The sequence below is a fragment of the Flavobacterium sp. LMO6 genome (assembly GCF_009495795.1).
GTDB lineage: Bacteria > Bacteroidota > Bacteroidia > Flavobacteriales > Flavobacteriaceae > Flavobacterium.
Genome location: NZ_WIBH01000045.1, coordinates 1 through 1,187 on the forward strand (window position 1 = coordinate 1; position 1,187 = coordinate 1,187).

1 protein-coding gene is annotated in these 1,187 nt (G+C 32.9%); it reads left to right on the forward strand.

What is annotated here, in order from left to right; all coding sequences use genetic code 11:
• The first annotated feature begins 122 nt into the window (after positions 1–122).
• Positions 123–884 (forward strand): toxin-antitoxin system YwqK family antitoxin, encoded by a 762-nt coding sequence (locus tag GFJ99_RS13255; protein WP_153209526.1) that lies wholly within the window; start codon positions 123–125, stop codon positions 882–884.
• The last annotated feature ends 303 nt before the right edge of the window (positions 885–1,187 follow it).

The following is a 1,187-nucleotide window of genomic DNA, read 5'->3' on the forward strand; positions in this document are numbered from 1 at the left end:
GAAAATCCGCTGCTGAATGGAATGTTTTGTTATATTTGTAATGGCTTGGTGTTGGATTTACGCCACTGAGAGCAAGCCACAGAACGTTAGCGGTAATTATAGCCGTCGTAAAAAATGCAACTATGAGTAAAACGATATTATTTCTTCTTTTAATTTTTATTTACAGTTGTCAAAATGCTGACATCAATGATACATCAAAAAGAAATGAAAATTGGTTGTATTGGATTGATGAGACAAGTGGCAAATCTTCATGGGTACCAGTTACTGCTAATGAAACGACATTAAAAAATGGAAGTTATAGCAAATTCTATACAACTGGTGAAATTTACCAAAAGGGTAAATTAAAAAATGGCAAAGAAGTCGACACAATTTATTTCTATGATTTCAATGAAAAACCCATACAATATTTAATAATTAAATCTGATACTGTAGATAATTACTATTTGAAAAACGGTCCTTATATCTCTTACAGGCAAAACCGAAAAATTTTGGAAAAAGGAATTGTTAAAAACCATACTAATGGAGATGAATGGACAAAATATTTTGACAACGGTAAAATAGATTGGACTAAGCAACTTGTGAACGGAACTGGTTGGAATCATTGGTATTATAAAAATGGAAAAATCGCAGGTATTTATTATAATGTTAACGGGAAGACCAATGGAGTAGTAAGAAAATGGCATGAAAATGGACAACTTAAAGAGCTTTCGTACTGGAAGGAAGGACTGCAAGATGGAACATATCGAACTTATTTTGATATTGAAAATATTAAAACTGAAGGTTTTTATAAAAATGGAAAGCGTCATGGTATGTTTATAGAATACGATAAATACGGAAAAGTTTTAAAAAAAATAAAGTATACTAATGGTCAAATTGAAAAATAATAACTACCGCTAACAGCGGTTTGCTTCAATGGCTTCTTCCGGATTTTCCTACGGAAAATCCGCTGCTGAATGGAATGTTTTATTATATTTGTGGTGGCTTGGTGTTGGTGCAACGCCACTGAGAGCAAGCCGCAGAACGTTGTAGGTAACATATTTTCCGAACTTACGCTGAAAGCTTCTCTCCTATTTTTTCCGAAAGAAATTTATTGAAATTGTTACTGAAAAATCTTGCGTGAAAATTGAAAACCGAACCGAACTTTGTCGATAAACTTTGTGTTGAAATTACGTTTGCGAGAAAATCCG

Bases quoted from the DNA above. Each gene is read 5' to 3' on its own strand.
- GFJ99_RS13255 (WP_153209526.1), top strand. From the start codon at position 123: ATGAGTAAAACGATATTATTTCTTCTTTTAATTTTTATTTACAGTTGT.